Here is a 17,677-nt window from a genome sequence, read left to right as displayed (position 1 = left end):
GTGTCTCGGGTGACACCGCGTGGCTGACGCCGCGCGGTGCTCTAGGGTTCAGCCGCCTGCCTTGACCTTTTCGAACATCTTGGCGAGGTCGTCATTCTGTTTCATCGGTCCGGTGAAGATGGTGGTCTTCAGCATCACTTCCGGGTCGGATGGCAGCTGCAATTTCTCCAGCTCCTCCTTCGGCACGGTGGCAAAAGCGGAGCTCAGCGAACTGCCATAGCCATAGGCCTCGATCAGGTATTTGCCGGAGTCGGCTTCCAGCCGGCTGTTGATGAAGTCATAGGCGAGGTCGACATTCTTGGCGTCCTTGAGCATGACGAAGCCGCAGGCCCAGGTCAGCATGCCCTCCTTCGGCTTCATGAACTCGACCGGCACGCCCTGCTTCTTCAGCGAGGTGGCCGACGCGTTCCAGGTCATGGCGGCGACCAATTGGCCGCTGGCCAGCGCCTGTTCGACGGAGGTCATGTCGGTGGTGTAATTGGAGAGCAGCGGGCGCTGCTCGCGCAGCTTCTCGGCCACCTTGTCCATTTGCTCCGGCGTCATGTCGAACGGATTAACGCCGGCGAGCAGTGCGGCAACGACCGGCGTGTCGTGCACCGCGTCGATCGTCGCCATGCGACCGGCATACTGCTTGTCCCACAAAAGGTTCCAGCTCGCTTCCGGGTTCTTCACCAGGTCGGTGCGGTAGAGGATCGAGGTGTTGCCCCAGTCCCATGGCACCATCCAGACCTTGCCGTCGCCGGCCTGCAGGTCGGGCAGGTTCTTGAACACCGGGAAGATCGAGTCCCAGTTCTTGATCCGCTTGGTGTCGATCGGCTGCAGCAGGCCTTCCTTGTTCCAGCGCGCCACCTTGTCATAACAGGGATGCGCGATGTCGGGGCGGAAGCCGGCCTTGACCTTGGTGAAGGCGTCATCGTCGTCACCGAAGATCGAGGCCTCGACGCCGTCGGGGTGCGCGGCGAGGAAGCTCTTGTTGAAATCGGGCAGTTCATAGCCCGACCAGGTGAAATATTGCAGCTTGTCGCCGGCGAAAGCGACGGTCGACGACAGCGCCAGCGCGAACGCCGTCAATCCAGCGCAAACAGTCTTTGCAGAGATCGATTTCAGGTCGAATGCCATTGCAGTTCTCCTCTCTTGGTTTGTTTTGGTTGTGACGGATCCGCGGGCTTTGGCGCCGTGGCGGACAAGCCGCGATGGCGCAGGATTTCAGCCGCTGCAGCGATGATGAAGGACACAGCCAGGATCGACGTGCCCAGCGCCATCACCGTCGGCAGCGACTTTGGAAAACGCAGCTGGCTCCAGATGTAGAGCGGCAGCGTCGGCTCGGTGCCGGCCAGGAAGAAGACGACAATGAATTCGTCGAAGGAGATCAGGAAGGCCAGCATGAAGGCCGAAACGATGGCCGGCAGGCTGAGCGGCAGCATGATCCGCCGGAACGTCGTCCAGTCGGAGGCGCCGAGATCGAGCGCCGCCTCGCGAATGGTTTTCGGGATGGCGGCGAAGCGGCTGCGCATGATCACCACGGTCGTCGGCAGCGCCACCAATATGTGACCGAGAACGATGGCGATGCGCGATGGCCCCAGACCAATGAGATTGATGAGGATCAGCAGCGATATGCCGACGATGACGCCGGGGATCAGGATTGGCAGCCGGGCGATGGCGCTGATGGTGGCGGCCAGCGGCGAGCGGCCGTAGAGGTCCATGTAGGATACGGTGATGCCGCACAGCGTCGCACTCGTGGCGGCAATGGCGCCGATGACGAGGCTGTTCAGGAGTGCACCGGTCAGCGCCGAATTGCCGAACAAAGTCGCGTACCATTGCAAGGTGAAGCCTTGCAGCGGAAACGCTGCCTGGATCGAGTTGTTGAAGGAAAACAGCGGGATCAGCAGCACCGGCAGATAGAGAAAGACCAGATAGGCGACGACGTAGACGCCGAGCCAGCGGCCGCCTCCCTGCGTGCGTGCAGCGCTCATGTGCGGCTGCCAAATCTGCGGTCGGCGAAACGCGCGACCAGCACCACGCACAGGATGACCAGCATGACGGCGACGGAGAGTGCGGCGCCAAACGGCCAATCGTTGGCCTTGCCGAATTGCGCCTGGATCAGCGTGCCGATCATGGTGCTGGCCGGGCCGCCGACGAGCGCCGGCGTGACATAGTCACCGACCGTCGGCACGAAGACGACAAGGGCTGCCGCCAGCACGCCCGGCATCGAATTGGGCAGCACGACACGGCGGAAAGAGGTGAAGGGCCGCGCGCCGAGATCGGAAGCGGCCTCGATCAGCGATTTCGGGATGGTGTCCAGCGCCACGTAGATCGGCAGGATGGCAAAAGGCGCGTAGGCGTGCGCCAGCGTGACGACGACGGCGGCCGGCGTGTTGAGAAAGGCCAATGTCGGCTCGGACCAGATGCCGCTTTCGATCAGCGCCGAGTTCAAAACGCCATTGTAGGCGAGCACGATCTTCCAGGCGAAGACGCGCAGGAGATAGCTGGTCCAGAATGGCAGCGTCACCAGAAACAGCAGAAGGCCGCGCCGCCGGCCGGCGTGGAAGGCAAGATAGTAGGCGACGGGATAGGCAGTGACGACGGTCGCCAGCGTGACCAGAGCGGCAATGATCAGCGAACGCAGCGTCACCGTCCAGTACAGCGGATCGGACACCACAGTTGCGAAGTTCGCCAAGCTGAAACCGGCACCGAGCAGCGAACCGTCATTGTTGCGGAAGGCGAGGAAAAGCACGAGGCCGAGGGCAAACAGGATCAGCAGGAAAGTGACCAGAGCGCCCGGGAGCAGCATGGCGACCCGGAAGCCCTGAGAAGACCGGGCCTCTGGCGCTGATGTTGCAACTAGGGTCGACATCGACCTGCCTATCGGAATTTGAAATTGGCTTAGAGTTTTTCATATCCATGAAACTGTCAAGCGGAATCCCAAACGGAAACCCATTGACAGGAATTGCTTTGGTCAGCGCTCCAACGCATCGAGCAGCCGGTACCAGGCGATGGTCGCGGCGACGCCGACTTGGCGGAAGGCGTGAAACGGGATCGGTCGGATCGGCGAGACCGGGAAGGGCAAATGCCTGGCGTCGCCACTTTGGAGATAGCCGGCGATGCGCTCGCCAAGAGCGGTCATCAGGCCGACACCACGACCCTGGCAGCCGACCACGGCGAGCAGGCCCTGCTCCGGCTCGTGGATGTGCGGCAGATGGTCCGGCGTCATCGCCACGCGGCCGAACCAGCGCTTCTCGATGGCGATGCCGGACAGCATGGGATAGAGCCGCCGCAGCGCCCGCTCGAGATGCGCCCAGTCGCTGGCGCTCGTCGGCAGCGCCATGCGACCCCGCCCGCCAAGCACCAGCCGGCCGTCGGCGCTCTTGCGGTAGTAGACGAGGATGCGCCTGGAGTCCGACACCGCCTGCCCTTCCGGCAGGATCGGGGCCGCCTGACCGGACGACAGCGGTGCTGTGGCGATCTGAAAAGAATGCAGCGGCACGATCGTCTGCGCAAGGCCGGGGATCAGACCGTCCGTATGGGCGTTGGTCGCCAGAACGACCGCCTTTGCCTGCAATTCCAGGCCATTTTCGGTCGAAATACGCCAAACGCCGGCGGTCTTGGTGAGCCGCACGACCTTTTCGCGCTCGGCTACCCTCACGCCGGCCGCGGTCGCGACACGGGCGAGTTCAGATGTGTAAGCGAGCGGATCGATAACACCGGCGCGGCGATCGAGCCAGCCGCCGAGATAGCCCTGCGCACCGGTCTTGGCCGCGATCTCCGCTGCGTTCAGCAACTGGACATCCGCGCCCCGTGCGCGCCATTGCCGGTCACGGTTTCCCGCCGCCTTCAGCGCGGCCTCGGTGTGCGCCGCCTGGATCCAGCCATTGCGAACGAACGGCACCGCCAGCTTCTCGTCGCGGATCAGCTCGAACACCGCATCGGCGGTCGACGCCGCAAAATTGACAAGCGCCTCGCCGCGCTCAAGGCCAAAATGCTCCAGCAGCCATTCCGGATCGTATTTCAGGCCGGGAATGACCTGACCGCCATTCAAGCCTGATGCGCCCTGGCCGATCTCGCCGGCGTCCAGCACCTGCACCGACAGGCCAAGCCGGGCGGCATGCAAGGCGGTCGATAAGCCCATGATGCCACCGCCAACAATGGCGAGATCGACACGTTCGCCATTGGGAAGCGATTGAAACGTGGAAGCTGCCTGTGGCTTGAGCCAGATCGGATCGGAGAATGCTGTCGCCAAGGGTCACCTGAATGCGCTGCGATTGGTGAAAATCCTAGTCAGAATTTCACATTTTTGAAAGAGCACTCCGGCTTTCGTCTGTGGACTGCCGCCGAGGCGATCGGAGACCCAGAGTTCCGATCGCCTGCGACGGGATAGACCTTTGACGGGAATCCGGTGAAAGTGCCGCGCCGATCCGGCCGCCCACATTGACGATCACTTCGCCACATTGTCGATCACTCAGAGGACAGAGCGCTATGACGAACCCGACCCACCTGCCCACCGAGGGCCTTTTTGTCGGACGCGCCAGAGGTAGCGATGCCGCATACCCGCTGGTCGTCACGGTGCGCGATGGCACGGTCTTCGACATCACCTCGCGTGCGGCACCAACCATGCGAGACCTTTGCGAGATGGCTGACCCCGCTGGGCATGTCCGCTCGGCCGAGGGCAGACCGATCGGATCGCTCGATGACATCGCCGCCAACAGTTTTGAGACCGGGCGCGATCCAGCAAAACCCTACCTGCTCTCCCCGGTCGACCTGCAGGCGGTCAAGGCATCGGGCGTCACCTTCGTCGTCAGCCTGCTGGAACGGGTGATCGAGGAACAGGCGCGCGGTTCGGCTGAAAAAGCCGACGCCATCCGCGCCGACATCGCAGGACTGATCGGCCACGATCTGTCGAAGCTGAAACCCGGTTCGCCCGAAGCGATGGAGATCAAGGCCAAGCTGATTTCGCGCGGCGCCTGGTCGCAATATCTGGAAGTGGGCATCGGCCCCGACGCCGAGATCTTCACCAAGTGCCAGCCGATGGCCTCGGTGGGCTTCGGCGCCGATGTCGGGCTGCACCCGGTGTCGACCTGGAACAATCCGGAACCCGAGATCGCCATGATCGCCGCCTCCAGCGGCAGGATCGTCGGCGCCACCATCGGCAACGACGTCAATCTGCGCGACGTCGAAGGGCGTTCGGCGCTGCTGCTCGGCAAGGCCAAGGACAACAATGCCTCGGCCTCGCTCGGTCCCTTCATCCGCCTGTTCGACGACAAATTCTCCATCGATGACGTCAAGCGCGCCGTCGTGCGCCTGAAAGTCGAGGGCGAGGACGGGTTCTCGTTGGAGGGCGCAAGCTCGATGGCCGAGATCAGCCGCTCGCCGGAGGAACTGGTCGCCGCGGCCATGGGGCCGCACCACCAGTATCCGGACGGGCTGGCGCTTTATCTCGGCACCATGTTCGTTCCGTCCAAGGATCGAGGCGAGAAGGGCAAGGGGTTTACTCACAAGGTCGGCGACATCGTCACCATCTCGTCGGAGAAATTCGGTGCGCTGGTCAACCGGGTGCGGCTCTCGCCCGACTGCCCGCACTGGACCTATGGCGCCAGCCATCTGATGCGGGAGCTAGCCAGAGCCGATCTGATCTAGCAACTGGTATCGTCGACGCCCTGCCAGGGCGCTACGGACCTGGTCCCGTGGGCGTAGGATGATCGCCGGCGTGACCCTTGTCGACGCAGGCCGCGTTCGCGCGACCCGAAACAATCCCACCAATTATCCGACAGTCGGAAAATCACCTCAACTGATGCAATCTGATGGGGCAGCTGATGACGACCCGTCAGGCGCCCACTACACCTGCAAATGGAGGCTTGCCATCCGTCGAAAAAGGGGATGCTCTGACGCATTCAACCGGCGCTGGCAAAAGATGCTGAACAAGGGACGGATTTTGAACTGACCATCTACAACGGGAGGAAATCAAATGCTGACACGGCTAAGACTTGTTCTATACGGCCTGTTGGTGGCGCTGATGGTGATACCAGCAGCGGCACAGGCCAAGACGTTCTACTGGATTTCGCATGGCGGCCCGGCCGATCCGGTCTGGACCTACTTCCTGGCCGGCGCCAAGCAATGGGCCAAGGATACCGGCAACACGGTCAACACCTCGTTCCACAATGGCGACGTCGCCTCACAGCAAGAAGCGGTTCGCGCCGCCCTCTCCGCCAAGGCCGATGGTATCGTCACCACGAGCCCTGATCCGGGCAGCCTGATCGAGATCGTCAAGGAAGCGCGGGCGGCGAAAGTGCCGATCATCAATTTCAACACGCCCGACCCGAAAGCCGACTTCAACGCCTATGTCGGCGGCGACAATGTCACCTTCGGCAAACACTGGGCGCAGTATCTGGTCGACAAAGGCCTGGTGAAGAAGGGCGACTTCGTCTGGATGCCGGTCGAGATCCCCGGCGCCACCTATGGCGTGCAGGAAGAGGAAGGCATCAAGAGCGTCTTCGAGCCGCTCGGCATCACCTATGAAATCACCGAAGCGACGCTCGACCAGGCTGAAGTGATCAACCGCATGGTCGACTACCTCACTGCCAACAAAGCCAAGGTCAAGGCGATCATCGGCCTGGGCGATCTCGTCACCGGCTCGATCAAGCGGGTGTTCGACCAGGTCGGCATCAAGCCGGGCGAAATCCCGGTTGTCGGCTGGGGCAACTCGCTCGACACCACCCAGGAAGTGCTGAACGGCTATGTCAATGCCGGCCAGTGGCAGGACCCGCAGGCGACCAGCTATGTCGCGCTTTCGCTGGCCAATATGGCCGCCGGCGGCATTCCTCCGGGCTTCAACGTCATCACCGGCGCGCTCTACGAAAAAGACACCGCGCAGATCTACGACGACATCCTGTCCGGCAAGTAACATCCAATCTCAACAGTCGCGGCCGCCCAACGGTCGCGACTGGCTCTCCATTTCGCCGAGCCCTTCGCACGCGATGTGCAACGCTCAGCCTTCCACTCATGTCGCGGATTGCCTGTGGAAAATCATTCGCTCGTCCAACGCCTGATCGCACGGCCGGAATTCGGCCCTTTCGTGCTGCTCGTCGTCGAGATCGCCGTTTTCTGGAGTTTCAACCACGACTTCCTGTCGCCGCAGAATATCTCCAATACGCTGGCCTTCACGGTCGAGCTCGGCCTGATCGCGCTGGCGATGACGCTGTTGATGACGTCGGGCGAGTTCGACCTCTCGGTCGGTTCCCTGTTCGGCTTCTCGCCGGTCTTGATGTGGACCCTGTTCAACAGCGGGCTGACCTCCCTTGAGGTCGGCTTTGTCGCCGCGCTGCTGGTCGCCGCCATCATCGGGCTGGTCAATGGCTGGTTCGTGACGCAGCTCAAGATCCCATCCTTCCTGGTGACGCTCGGCATGCTGCTTGTGGTGCGCGGCACCGCCCTTTTCGTCACCGACGGTTTTCCGCAGCGCACCTGGAGTGCGGAGGGCAGCTGGCTGGCCGAAGCGCTGGTCGGCGATTTCTTCATCGGACCGTTCCGCATCTACATGTCGCTGTTCTGGTTCATCGCCGCGGCGATCGCGCTCGGCTATGTGCTGACGCAAAGCCGCACCGGCAACTGGATCCAGGCGGCCGGCGGCAACCCGAGTGCTGCAAGGGCGCGCGGCGTCAATGTCAGCGGCGTCAAGATCGGCCTGTTCGTGCTGTCGTCGGTCATGGCTTCGCTTGCCGGCGTCATCTCGTCGCTGCGCACCTCGGCGGCCAACCCCAACAGCGGCACCGGCTATGAACTGGAAGTCATCGCCATGGTGGTGATCGGCGGTACCGCGCTAACCGGCGGGCGCGGCACGATCATCGGCACCGTGCTCGGCATCCTGATCCTGCGCGTGATGCGCAACGGCATCGTGCTGATCGGCGTGCCCGGTCTTGCCTACAACATCTTCATCGGCGCCATCATCCTTGGCATGATGGCGCTGCATTCATGGCTGGAACGCCGGCATCAGGCAGGGACTTGAACCATGGCCGAGCCACTGATCCGCATGACGAACATCCGCAAGTCCTACGGCCGCGTGCAGGCGCTGGAGGATGCCAATTTCCACGTCAATGAACGGGAGATCGTCGGCTTGCTCGGCGACAATGGCGCCGGCAAGTCGACGCTGATCAAGGTGCTCTCGGGTGCCGTTCCGCTGACCAGCGGCGACATCTTCATCCGCGGCAACAAGGTGAGCCTGCGCAGCACCAGCGACGCCATCGCTCACGGCATCGAGACCATCTACCAGGACTCGGCGCTGGTCACGCAACTGTCGATCGCCCGCAATCTGTTCCTCGGACGCGAGCCGATCAAGTCGCCGCGCTTTCTCAACCGGATGGACCAGGACGCGATGAACACGGTTGCCCGCGACTTGCTCAAGCAGGTCGGCATCTCGAAGAACATCCCGCCGACGACGCCGATCGGCTCGCTCTCCGGCGGCGAGCGCCAGGCGGTGGCGATCGCGCGCGCCATGCATTTCGACAGCGACCTGATCATTCTCGACGAGCCGACCAACAATCTCGGCGTCGCCGAAACACAGGGTGTGCTGAGCTTCGTGCGCAGCGCCCGCGATTCCGGCCATTCCTGCATTTTCATCGCCCACAACATCCACCATGTCTTCCAGGTGGTCGACCGCATCGTCGTCATGCGCCGGGGCAAGGTGGTTGCTGACGACATAGACCCCAAGAAGACCAGCGTGGCGGAGGTCGAACGGATCATTACCGGCATGTCGGACAAGGAGATCCGCGATGCCATCGCCGATGGCAAGCCATCGCACTGAGAATGGTGATGGGCGGCAATCACCCGTCACCTCAGATCGCATCGCTTGTCTGACGCGCCATCGCATGGCGAACAGGATTGCAGCATGAAAGCCACAGTCTCGGATACCGCACGCAACTGCGGGCTGTGGGTTACGGCATGAAAGCCACTGTCTCCGATATCGCTCGTAGCTGCGGGCTGTGGGTTACGGCATGAAAGCCACTGTCTCCGATATCGCTCGTAGCTGCGGGCTATCGACCGCAACGGTCGACCGGGTGCTCAACAACCGGCCGGGTGCGAGTGCGGCCAACCGCCAGCGCGTCATGGAGGCGGCCAAGCAAGTCGGCTATCTGCCGGTCGCCGATCAGGTGACGCTACCCTCGCGGCCCGCCCACCTTGAATTCCTGCTACCGATCGGCAGCAATGCCTTCATGCGCGATCTCGCCGGGCACATCGAGGACTACGCCGCGCGCCTGCCGCTTGTTGCCTCGTGCCGGATCCATAACCTCGCCGGTATCTCGCCGAACGCGCTGCAGAGCGCTGTCGAAAACCTTTCGCTCAGGGCCAATGGCGTCGGTGTCATCGCCGTCGATCATCCGCGTACGCGCAACATCCTGCACGACATCGTCGATGCCGGCATGCGCCTGGTGACGCTGGTGTCCGATGTTCCGGCGGCACCGCGCGCGGCCTATGTCGGCATCGACAACCGGGTGGCGGGACGAACGGCGGCGCTGCTGATGGGACGCTTCCTTGGCGGCCGAATCGGTCATCTGGCGATGGTCGTCGGCTCACGTTCCTATCGCGGCCACGAGGAACGCGAAATGGGTTTCCGCTCGGTGCTCAGTGAGGAGTTTCCCAATCTGACCGTCAGCAGCGCCGTCGAGGTCAACGACGAGCCCGATGCCAGCTACACCGAGACCATGAAGGCGCTGCACGACGAGCCGGAGCTGCTCGGCATCTATTGCGTCGGAGCTGGGCATTCGGGCGTTGCAAAGGCGATCCGCGAGGCCAGGCCGAACCGCAAGCCGGTGTTCATCTGCCACGACTTGACCAAGGACACGCGTGGTCATCTCGTCGACGACCTGCTCGATGTCGTCATCGACCAGAATGCCAGGCTGATCGCGGAACAGTCGGTCATTCGCCTGCTCGGCTCGATTGCCTCCTCGGCACCCTATCTGACGCGCAAGTTCATCGAACCGCGCTTGATCTTCAGGGAAAACGTCCCCGTGCAGTAATGCGAAATGGCTTGGCTAAACCGGGTTTCCGGATTTGTACGATAATTGGCACGGCAAATCTGCACAGCAGCTATGCAAGTTTCTTTGTTGCCGAATCGTTGGGCAACTCGTAGGTTCTGGTTGTCGGCCATCTACTCCTCCCAGATGCGATGCCGACGCTGAATGGGGTGCACCTCCTCCCGCGCCACATTCGAAAATCGAGCCCGCTGCCACCTCCTCCCGGCAGCGGGCTTTTTTCGTTTGGCCGGCAGGAATGGCGGTACAGCGACACCAAAGCACGCCCAGTCATCGCAGATGGAATGACGCACGTTGACAGGCCACGGGTCCCGTCAACCGGCGGCGGCGCCCCGGAAAGAAGCGATCAATCCTTCAGCCATGCGCACGAACTGCGTGCTCGGACCTTCCGAACCCACGGTCTGTACACTAACCCGCGCACCCTCGAGCAGAAGCGACAGCGTATCGGCGAGCAGTTCAGCCTGGCCGATGCCCGCGTCCCGACATAGCGTCACAAGGCGCTCGCGCTGGGCTTCTTTGAGTTCCTTGATCACCAGCCTGGCCGGATGGTCCGGCTCGGTCAGTTCAGCGGCGGCGTTGGCCATGTCGCAGCCGCGCCCGTCCGCATTGAGCATGGCAGCCGCCTTGCGAACCCAGGCATGCAGCTGGGCAAGCTTGTCACCAGGAAATTCGGCATCGAACGCATCCCACATAGCGCCGGCCTTGGCCGCATTGGCGCGCAGGCATTCGACGATCAGTTCGTCCTTGGATTCGAAGTGACGATAGAGCGTCATCTTGTTCGTGCCGGCAGCTTCGGTGATGGCGTCGACGCCGACGCCCTTGATGCCATGCTTGTGGAACATGTCGCGTGCCGTCTCCAGGATCCGATCCCGGGGACGAGAGCGCTCCACGATGCCGTCTGTCATCATGATCTCCTTTCGTTTCCAAAAAACCCTCGGCCACCTCTTGACTAGGGTGTTACCGGTCTGTAACTTCCAGAATGTTACTTACTGGTAACACCTATATCGTCCACCGTCAATAACAAGGCCGTGAACGGCCCTGCCAGACGAGAGGGGCGAGAAACTGCCAATCATGCGGCCTCGGCCGGTGAAGAGATTAAAAACGGTTCGCGAGCATGGGCTGCGAATCGACAGACAAGGAGCCGGCCAATGCCACAGCGCCGCGATCTTACCATAGATGAGGCCGTCCGGGATCCGATGATCCGGCTGGTCATGAAAGCCGATGGCGTCGACCCGCGCGCCTTCGAGACGATGCTGCGCTCGCTTGCCGATGCGCAGCGCAACGAGGTGCCGTTGCTGCATTCGCGGGACGACCTCGGTGACAAGCGCGGTCAAAGACTGTCCAGCGTCGCCAGCGCCTTCGGGCGGGCAAGAGCAGCCGGGGAGGCTTGCGTCTCGTGGTAAACTTTTTCATCCACCGTCCGATCTTCGCCTCGGCGATCGCCATCATCATGGTGCTCGCCGGGTCGATTTGTTATTTCCTGCTGCCCGTCTCGCAGTTTCCCGACATCACGCCACCGCAGGTCGTGGTCAGCGCCCACTATCCAGGCGCCAGCGCACAAGTGGTGGCCGATACGGTGACGACGCCGCTGGAGCAGCAGATCAACGGCGTGCAGGGCATGACCTACATGTCGTCGACGAGCTCCAATGACGGCTCCTCGACCATCACCATCACCTTCGATGTCGGCTATTCGCTGAGCACCGCCGCCGTCGACGTGCAGAACCGCGTCTCGCAGGCGGCTTCGTCGCTGCCGGCGATCGTCAACCAGGGCGGCGTGACGATCAAGAAGCAGAATCCGAACTTCGTCCTCATCGTCAACCTGACCTCGCCCGACAGTTCGGTCGATCCGGTGGCACTGAGCAACCTTGCCTATCTGCAGGTGGTCGATCCGCTGAAGCGGCTGCCCGGCGTCGGCGATGTGCAGATCTTCGGCGAGCGGCGCTATTCGATGCGCGTCTGGCTCGATCCCGACAAGCTCGCCAATCTCGGCATCACCGCCGTCGATGTGCAGAACGCCATCGCCGAGCAGAATGTCCAGGTGGCGGCCGGCAAGATTGGCCAATCGCCGGCCCCGGCCGGCACCGCCTTCGAGATGCAGGTCAACGCCGTCGGCCGGTTGAGCGATCCAAAGGAATTCGGCGACATCGTCGTGCGCGCCAATACCGACACCGGCTCGCTGGTCAGGCTGCGCGACGTCGCCCGCATCGAGCTCGGCGCGCTGCAATATTCGTCGTCGGCCTTCTTCGGCAAGGACCCGACCGTGGTGCTTGCCGTCTACCAGATGCCCGGCTCCAACGCGCTCGATCTGCAGCAGCGCGTCAAGGACAAGATGCAGGAGCTGTCGGGCCGCTTCCCGAAGGGCGTGTCCTATGCGATGCACTACGACACGACGCGCTTCGTCTCGGCATCGATGCATGACGTGCTGATCACGCTCGGCGAAGCGCTGGTGCTGGTCGTCGCCGTGGTGTTCCTCTTCCTGCAAAGCTGGCGCACGACGATCATCCCGACCATCGCCATTCCGGTGTCGCTGGTGGCGACGCTGGTCGTCATGGAGATGCTCGGCTTCTCGCTCAACATGCTCTCCCTGCTCGGCATGGTGCTGGCGATCGGCCTCGTCGTCGACGACGCCATCGTCGTGGTTGAGAATGTCGAACGACAGCTGGAGGCCGGGCTCAAGCCGCTTGCGGCGACCAAGGCCGCAATGCGCGAGGTCACCGGACCGATCATCGCCACCACCGCGGTGCTAATGGCGGTGTTCGTGCCGGTCGCCTTCATTCCCGGCGTCTCCGGCAAGCTCTACAACCAGTTCGCGCTGACCGTGGCGATCTCCGTCGGCATCTCCGCCTTCAACTCATTGACGCTCAGTCCCGCGCTCAGTGCGGCCTTCCTGCGCCATCGCGGCGAGACGCAGTTCGCCCCGTTCCGCTGGTTCAATGCCGGCTTCGACAGGCTATCGCACGCCTACGCCAATGGCGTACGCATTCTCATCCGCTTGCGCTGGATCATGCTCGGCCTGTTCGCGGCCGGCCTGGTCGCCACCTACTTCGTCTGGCAGCGGCTGCCCTCGACCTTCCTTCCGGTCGAGGACCAGGGCTATTTCTTCGTCGTCATCCAGTTGCCCGACGGCGCGTCGCTGGAACGCACCGACGCGGTGGCGCAGAAGGCGCGCGACATCCTGCAGGCGACGCCCGGCGTCGAGATTGTCGGCTCGATCAGCGGCCTGAATTTCCTGACCAGTGCGGCGCAGTCGAATTCGGCGGTCGAATTCGCCATCCTGAAGCCCTGGGAGGAGCGCGGCCCCGACCAGAGCGCGTCGAAGCTCGTCGCCGATGTGCGCGGCAAGCTGATGCAGATCCCGGAAGCTTTCGCGCTGAGCTTCGATCCGCCGTCTATCCCGGGTATCGGCACCACAGGCGGCTTCGAATTCGTCGTCGAGGATCTGACCGGCCGCGGCAGTTCAGCCCTCAACGATGCGACGCAAGCCGTGATCGCCGAGGCGCGCAAGCAGCCGGAAATCAACCCGCAGCAGCTGTTCTCGCCGTTCTCGACCTCGACGCCGCAGTTCAACTACGACCTCGACCGCAGCAAGGCCAAACTGCTCGGCCTCAACCTGCCCGATGTCTTCAACACGCTGCAGATCTATCTCGGCTCGCTCTACGTCAACGACTTCAACCTGTTCGGCCGCACCTTCCGGGTGACCATCCAGGCCGACAAGGATGCACGTGCGGGTGCCGCCGACATTTCGCGGCTCTATGTACGCAATGCCTCCGGCGGCATGGTGCCGCTCTCGACGCTGGGCAAACTCGTGCCCTTCGTCGGCCCGGAGACCGTGCCGCATTACAACAACAATGCCTCGGCCTCGATCAATGGCGGTGCCGCACCCGGCTTTTCCTCAGGCCAGGCGGTTGCCGCGATGGAACGGGCCGCCGCCATTGCGCTGCCAAGGGATTTCGGTTTCGAATGGACCGGCATCACCTTCCAGGAGCTCAAGGCAGGATCGATCGCGTCCGTCGTCTTCGGCCTCGCCATCGTCTTCGTCTTCCTGATCCTGGCGATGCAGTATGAGAGCTGGGCGATGCCGTTCATGGTGCTGTTGGCGGTGCCACTGGCCCTGTTCGGCGCCTTCGTGGCCTTGTTGCTGCGTGGCATGCAGATTGACGTCTACTCGCAGATCGGCTTCGTCATGCTGATCGGCCTGGCGGCCAAGAACGCGATCCTGATCGTCGAGTTCGCAAGGCGACGGCGCGAAGAAGGCCTCAGCATCGTCGACGCGGCGATGGAGGCGGCACGGCTCAGGCTGCGGCCGATCCTGATGACGGCCTTCGCCTTCATCCTCGGCGTGCTGCCGCTGATGTTTGCGACCGGCGCCGGTGCGGCAAGCCGGCAGTCGATCGGCACCACCGTGTTCGGCGGCATGGTCGCGGCGACCATCCTGTCGCTGGTGTTCGTGCCGGTGTTCTACGCGGTCATCGAGCAGCTGCGCGAACGCCGCGGCAGTGACGAGCCCGCCTCTCAAGACAATGAACCAACGACTGAGCACGCTATCCCGCCCCTGGCGGAAGCGGCCGAATAAGATTGGAGACTGATCATGCGTAAATGGAAAATCGCGTTGGGAACGGCCGTCGCACTGGGAGCGATCTCGGTGGCCAGCGTCCACCTGCTCGACATGGGCAATCTCAGCCTCAATGCCGGCACGGCCGCAGCGACGCCTGCTCCGGCGGCATTCGTCATGCCGGTGCCGGTGGTCAGCGTCGTCAAGAAGACGATCCCGATCTACCTGGACTACGCCGCGCGGACGGAACCGATCCGCAGCATCACCTTGCAGGCCAGGATTCCAGGCTATCTGCAGGAGCAGGCCGCCGACGACGGTGTCGATGTCCGGCAAGGCGACCTTCTCTACAAGATCTCGCCTGACGACTTCCAGGCGGCTCTCGACCAGGCCAAGGCGCAAGTGCAGCGCGACACGGCGACGCTCGACTATGCCCGGTCCAATCTCGGTCGCGGCACCGAGCTCGCCAAGAGCGGCTACCTCGCCAAGGACGGGTTCGACCAGCGCACCAGCACCTTGCGCGAAGCGCAGGCGTCGCTGGCGGTCAACCAGGCGGCGGTCCGCACGGCAGAGCTCAATCTGGGCTATGCCGAAATCCGCGCGCCGTTTGGCGGGCGCCTGGGCCGCAACCAGGCCTCGGTCGGAACGCTGGTCAGCGTTGCCGGTACCGTGCTCAACACGCTGGTGCAGCTCGACCCGATCTACGTCACCTTCAACCCGAGCGAGACGGATCTGGCCGAGATCGAGCAAGCCCGTGCCAACGGCCCGATCGAAGTGGAGGTCCTGCTCCCCGGCCAGACCGAGGCCAGCCAAAAGGGTGAGCTTACCTTCATCGACAATTCGATCGACCGCTCGACCGGCACCATCACCGCGCGCGCGACGATCGGCAATGGCAAGTTCACGCTGCTGCCGGGCCAATATGTTCGTGTCCGGCTGCATGTGAGAGAGCAGGCCGACGCGCTGATGGTGCCGCAGACGGCGCTGGGCTCGAGCCAGCTCGGCAAATATCTCTATGTCGTCGGCAAGGGCAACACCGTCGACCAGCGGCTGGTTTCGCTAGGACCGACGAGCGGCGATCAGGTCGCCATCCTCAGCGGCGTCGCCGAGGGCGACCAGGTGATCACGGGCAATCTGCAGAAGATCGGACCCGGAGCGCCTGTATCGCCGATACCGGAAAAGCCGGCCACCTGAACACCCCCGTCAGGACCCGGCTTCAGCGCGGCGCCCCGACCTCCCCACCGGGCGGGGGCGCCGCTCGACTGAGCAGTTCCACCAGACCGGCAACATCGGCGCGGTCGGCCTTGGCCGGCGGCATAAACGCACAGTAGGGATGCCCGAGGCGCACCGAGACGGAGGAGAGCGCAATCAGCCGACCGGCCTCCAGATCGGCGCGCGCCATGACCCGCTGGCCAAGGGCGATGCCCAGACCCAGTCTTGCCGAGGCGATCGCCAGGCTGGACAGGCCGACGCGCCGCCCGTGCGACGGGTCGGGCGAGCGACTGCCGCCGGATGCCGCGAACCAGTCCGCCCAGGTCGGGTGCGAGGCATAGTTCGGCCCCCAATTGGTGTGGATGAACTGGCTCTCGTGCAAATCCGCCAGACTGGGATCGCCATTGCCGTGCCGGTGCCAGAATTCCGGTGCACAGACCGGCAGGACATCGTCATGGACGAGACGAACAAGTTTCAGCCCGGGATAGTGATAGTCGCCATAGCTGATGCGCAGATCGATGTTCTGGCGCATCAGGTCGACCGGATCGTCCTCGACCCGAACGTCGATCGCCATCTGCGGAAAGGCATCGAGAAGTACCGCCAGCCTCGGCGCCAGCCACAGTTCGGCCAACGAGAATGGCACACTGACGACCAGACGCGTCCGCACCCCGCCCTCCAGCATGCGCTGGCCTATGGTGGCGATGTCTCCCAAAGCTTTCGCTGTCTGCGGATAGATGGCGTGGCCGGCGTCGGTGAGCGCGATGCGATTGCCGCTACGCACAAACAGCTGCTTGCCGAACCAGCTCTCGAGGTTGCGGATCTGCTGGCTGACCGCCGCCGACGATACGCCGAGTTCAGAGGCGGCCAAAGTGAAGCTGCCGGCACGCGCCGCAACCTCGAAAGCCTTGATCGCATTCAGCGGCGGCAACCGTTCCACATCGAGTCCGTAAGTTTTTCTTGGCCAATCCTAACTATTTTCGACGTTGAGAGAAAGATTTTTTTGCCGTCTCATAAGCTCACAACCTTCGGAGCCATGACGATGAAAGACATCCTCGATCTCAACCGCTATCCGCTCGACCGCGAAGGCAGCGCCGAATGGCAGCGCCTTGTCGAACAATCCGTCGCCGCGCTCGAAGCCGACGGCATGTTCAATCTGGAAGGGTTTTTGCGCCCCGGCGTGGCGGAACAAGCCGTGCGCGAAATCCAGCCGGTGATGGCCGCGCGCTCGCATGCGCACAAGCGCATGCACAACATCTACTTCAAGCCTGACATTCCCGAGCTTGCACCCGACCATCCGGCGCTGCGCAAGGTGGAGACCATCAGTCACACCGTCTGTGCCGACCAGATTCCTGGCAGTGTCGTGCTCGCCATCTACGAATACGAACCGCTACTGCGCTTCCTGGCAGCGACGATGGGCAAGCCCAGATTGCATGTCATGCAGGATCCCCTGGCCCGTACCAACGTCATGGCCTATCGCGCCGGCGAGGCTTTGAACTGGCATTTCGATCGTTCCGAATTCACGACGACGCTGTTGTTGCAGGCAGCGGAGCGTGGCGGCGACCTCGAATACCGCACCGATCTGAGGTCGGACGACAATCCCAACTATGACGGCGTCGCAAGGCTGCTGGAAGGGCGCGACCCCGATTCCAAGATCCTGTGCTTGAAACCGGGCACACTCAATGTCTTCCGCGGCAAGAACACCGCGCATCGCGTCACCACCGTCGAAGGCGAGCGAGAGCGCATGATCGCGGTGTTTTCCTACTATGAGAAGCCCGGCGTGATGTTTAGCGCCGAGGAGCGCGTCGGCTTCTACGGCCGCGCCGCCTGAGACCGAAGAGGCAATATGCCAGCGGCCCCAAGAATCCGAAGATGACCTCTTGTTAGATTGTCGACAATCTGC

General features: G+C 63.0%; 15 protein-coding genes. 9 read left to right on the top strand and 6 right to left on the bottom strand.

From position 1 onward, the window contains the following. Nucleotides 1–48 precede the first annotated feature (48 nt). The 4 genes from NKI66_RS06235 to NKI66_RS06220 all read right to left on the bottom strand — a co-directional run bounded on the left by NKI66_RS06235 (nt 49) and on the right by NKI66_RS06220 (nt 4,237). On the bottom strand, nt 49–1,119 hold the full coding sequence (locus tag NKI66_RS06235; RefSeq protein WP_023808698.1) for an ABC transporter substrate-binding protein: 1,071 nt from the start codon (nt 1,117–1,119) through the stop codon (nt 49–51). Continuing rightward, nucleotides 1,104–1,973 (bottom strand): ABC transporter permease, encoded by an 870-nt coding sequence (locus tag NKI66_RS06230; RefSeq protein ID WP_023808699.1) that lies wholly within the window; start codon nt 1,971–1,973, stop codon nt 1,104–1,106. The genes NKI66_RS06235 and NKI66_RS06230 overlap by 16 nt, the downstream gene beginning before the upstream one ends. Further along, nucleotides 1,970–2,854 carry an ABC transporter permease gene (locus NKI66_RS06225; RefSeq protein WP_023808700.1) on the bottom strand — a complete coding sequence of 295 codons (885 nt, stop codon included), beginning with the start codon at nt 2,852–2,854 and terminating at the stop codon, nt 1,970–1,972. Before NKI66_RS06225 ends, NKI66_RS06230 begins: the two co-directional genes overlap by 4 nt. 102 nt (nt 2,855–2,956) lie before the next feature. Beyond that, entirely contained in the window at nt 2,957–4,237 is a 1,281-nt protein-coding gene (locus NKI66_RS06220; RefSeq protein WP_023808701.1) for an NAD(P)/FAD-dependent oxidoreductase, read from the bottom strand. A 236-nt stretch (nt 4,238–4,473) separates the two neighbouring features. Here NKI66_RS06220 and NKI66_RS06215 point away from each other — a divergent pair, with 236 nt between their 5' ends. From NKI66_RS06215 to NKI66_RS06195, 5 genes are all read left to right on the top strand, one after another. After that, entirely contained in the window at nt 4,474–5,631 is a 1,158-nt protein-coding gene (locus NKI66_RS06215) for a fumarylacetoacetate hydrolase family protein (protein ID WP_023808702.1), read from the top strand. A gap of 328 nt (nt 5,632–5,959) precedes the next feature. Then, the gene (locus tag NKI66_RS06210; RefSeq protein ID WP_023808703.1) at nt 5,960–6,895 is read left to right on the top strand and encodes a substrate-binding domain-containing protein; all 936 of its coding nucleotides are present in this window, start codon (nt 5,960–5,962) and stop codon (nt 6,893–6,895) included. Between the two features lie 114 nt (nt 6,896–7,009). Beyond that, nucleotides 7,010–7,996, top strand: a complete 987-nt coding sequence (locus NKI66_RS06205) for an ABC transporter permease (RefSeq protein ID WP_128302453.1) — start codon at nt 7,010–7,012, stop codon at nt 7,994–7,996. A 3-nt stretch (nt 7,997–7,999) separates the two neighbouring features. After that, the gene (locus tag NKI66_RS06200) at nt 8,000–8,791 is read left to right on the top strand and encodes an ATP-binding cassette domain-containing protein (protein WP_023808705.1); all 792 of its coding nucleotides are present in this window, start codon (nt 8,000–8,002) and stop codon (nt 8,789–8,791) included. Between the two features lie 190 nt (nt 8,792–8,981). Then, the gene (locus tag NKI66_RS06195; RefSeq protein ID WP_128302452.1) at nt 8,982–10,004 is read left to right on the top strand and encodes a LacI family DNA-binding transcriptional regulator; all 1,023 of its coding nucleotides are present in this window, start codon (nt 8,982–8,984) and stop codon (nt 10,002–10,004) included. 329 nt (nt 10,005–10,333) lie between these two features. Here the strand turns inward: NKI66_RS06195 and NKI66_RS06190 are convergent, their stop codons facing one another. Further along, entirely contained in the window at nt 10,334–10,924 is a 591-nt protein-coding gene (locus NKI66_RS06190) for a TetR/AcrR family transcriptional regulator (protein ID WP_023808707.1), read from the bottom strand. 243 nt (nt 10,925–11,167) lie between these two features. Here NKI66_RS06190 and NKI66_RS06185 point away from each other — a divergent pair, with 243 nt between their 5' ends. From NKI66_RS06185 to NKI66_RS06175, 3 genes are read left to right on the top strand one after another with little or no spacing between them, the layout of a single operon-like run. Next, the gene (locus NKI66_RS06185; protein WP_023808708.1) at nt 11,168–11,422 is read left to right on the top strand and encodes a hypothetical protein; all 255 of its coding nucleotides are present in this window, start codon (nt 11,168–11,170) and stop codon (nt 11,420–11,422) included. Continuing rightward, nucleotides 11,416–14,592, top strand: a complete 3,177-nt coding sequence (locus tag NKI66_RS06180) for an efflux RND transporter permease subunit (protein WP_352440017.1) — start codon at nt 11,416–11,418, stop codon at nt 14,590–14,592. Before NKI66_RS06185 ends, NKI66_RS06180 begins: the two co-directional genes overlap by 7 nt. A 15-nt stretch (nt 14,593–14,607) precedes the next feature. Then, complete coding sequence (locus NKI66_RS06175; RefSeq protein ID WP_352440018.1) at nt 14,608–15,759, top strand: efflux RND transporter periplasmic adaptor subunit; 1,152 nt, start codon at nt 14,608–14,610, stop codon at nt 15,757–15,759. Nucleotides 15,760–15,781: 22 nt separating this feature from the next. Here the strand turns inward: NKI66_RS06175 and NKI66_RS06170 are convergent, their stop codons facing one another. Continuing rightward, nucleotides 15,782–16,714 carry a LysR substrate-binding domain-containing protein gene (locus tag NKI66_RS06170; protein ID WP_352751241.1) on the bottom strand — a complete coding sequence of 311 codons (933 nt, stop codon included), beginning with the start codon at nt 16,712–16,714 and terminating at the stop codon, nt 15,782–15,784. A 102-nt stretch (nt 16,715–16,816) separates the two neighbouring features. Here NKI66_RS06170 and NKI66_RS06165 point away from each other — a divergent pair, with 102 nt between their 5' ends. Further along, complete coding sequence (locus NKI66_RS06165) at nt 16,817–17,605, top strand: HalD/BesD family halogenase (RefSeq protein ID WP_352628587.1); 789 nt, start codon at nt 16,817–16,819, stop codon at nt 17,603–17,605. Nucleotides 17,606–17,677: the final 72 nt, after the last annotated feature.

The sequence above is a fragment of the Mesorhizobium sp. M0518 genome (genome assembly GCF_040321125.1).
GTDB lineage: Bacteria > Pseudomonadota > Alphaproteobacteria > Rhizobiales > Rhizobiaceae > Mesorhizobium.
This window is presented reverse-complemented; position numbering and strand designations above follow the sequence as displayed.